The organism is Micromonospora sp. NPDC047740 (genome assembly GCF_043204735.1).
GTDB lineage: Bacteria > Actinomycetota > Actinomycetes > Mycobacteriales > Micromonosporaceae > Micromonospora.
Window position 1 is genome coordinate 1 of sequence record NZ_JBIDCT010000052.1, and the last position, 1,656, is coordinate 1,656.

Annotated in this window: 1 protein-coding gene; it reads right to left on the reverse strand. The window is 70.7% G+C overall.

Translation table 11 applies throughout. The features are described 5' to 3' along the window. Positions 1–4: 4 nt before the first annotated feature. Positions 5–1,656 (reverse strand): zinc ribbon domain-containing protein (locus tag ACGF4F_RS37335; RefSeq protein WP_393085252.1); only part of this gene is annotated, 1,652 nt, incomplete at its 5' end.

A 1,656-nucleotide genomic window follows, 5' to 3' on the forward strand; every position in this document is an offset into this window, starting at 1 on the left:
CTGATCAGCTTAGTGATCCTGAGTCGGATTGGGTTTCCGGGATCGTTTCCCACCGTGGTGGGGTCGCGTGGGCGTGGAAGTGGAATCCTGCGCCCAACGTGGCTCCGCGTGGCTGGTGGCCGGTGGTGGGTGTGCTGGTCGTGTTCACGCCCTGGTGTCGGTGGGCTGCGCGGGGCAGCCTCCGGTCCGTTGGTGCGTGTCCCTCCGGACGCTTTCCCGCCTGACCTTGGGGTCGGGTGGGGGAGGGTGCCCTGCGTCGCCTGGGCGCGGGGCGTGGTGGCTTGCGCCGGGTGGGACCAGTCTTCGACCGGTCCCCCCGGCAGGTCTTCGTGATGACCGCGGAGGCTTCGAGTTTGTCGACCACGGCGCGGATGACCATGTGCCCGCTGGTCTTGTCGATGACGGTCTTAGTCTGGTGGGTGAGGCCGCGGGCGGCGATGCGCCGCCATGCGCCGTGGTCGCGGTCGCCCTGCCACCGGCAGGACTGGTGGGGGCAGATCGCCCACTTCCAGCCTGGGGTGGTGGGCTTGTCGGGGGCTCTGCGATGCCGTAGCGGGGTCAAGCACTGCGGGCAGTGCTTCGAGGTGTTGCGGGCGGGGACGGTGACCACGGCGATACCCGCCTCGGCGGCGAGGTGCCGCATCCGGTCGACGATCTGCCCACGGACCTGCTGCGACAGGCGGGTGTTGAGGGTGGCCGCCATGCCCCGCGCTTCCAACGACCGCAGGTCTTCGACGTAGATGACGGTCGCCCGGGCGGCGATGGCCTGGTCGACCGCCCAGCGGGCGGCGGCCCATGCGAGCGCGGCGTTCAGGTTGGAGCGGCGCTGGGACACGTGGTGTATCTCGGCGCCCAGCGCCTCATGTTTCGCGCTCAGGTGCGCGTCGGAGCGGCCGCCGATCAGCCGCAGGTACTGGTCGGCTTTGGCGTGCAGCCGCTCACTGTGCCGGCGCAGGCGGTGCTGCTTGGCCAGGACCCCGGCCGCCCGGAACTGACCACCAGCCCCCAACGCCGTGATCCGCCCGTCCGGATGCAGCCGCAGAACCCCCGCGCTGAGGAGAGTGTTCAGGCCCCAGTCCACCCCGAGCGCCACCGTGTGACCGGTCCGCCGGACCTTCGGCACAACGTGCGTGTACGCGAGATCGGCGCGTACCTGTCTGCCGGCGAGGCGGAGGGTGGGCAGGTGCAACACCGCCGAGGCGGGCACCGTGGGCGGCAGGATGATCGGACAGGCCACCCACGTCCAGTCCCGATATGATCGCGGATCCGGGCGTGAGGGAAGCTGCAAGCGCAGCAACACCCTCCTGGGGTCGGTGTCGCTGCGTTGGATGGTAGCCTGCTGCCGGTCACACGCGGCCAGCAGCAGCATCCGCGGGACCTTCGGGGCGCCTTCGAGTTCGAACACGTCCACCGGCAGACGGCCATGGGCGGCTAGGAACTTCGCGGCCTGGCGGGTGCGGCCCTTGATGACGCTCGACGGCAGATGCTCCCCGCCCGGAACCGTCTCGCGTACCTGCTCCCACTCCTGCACGCTGCGCTGACGCGGATCGCCCGGCCACGCCGCCAGTACTGCGGCGGTCAGGTCGGCACGCCACTTCACCGAGCGCAGGGCACGCCCGGCCTGCTCCTGGGCCATGCGCACGATCCGGTCATTGA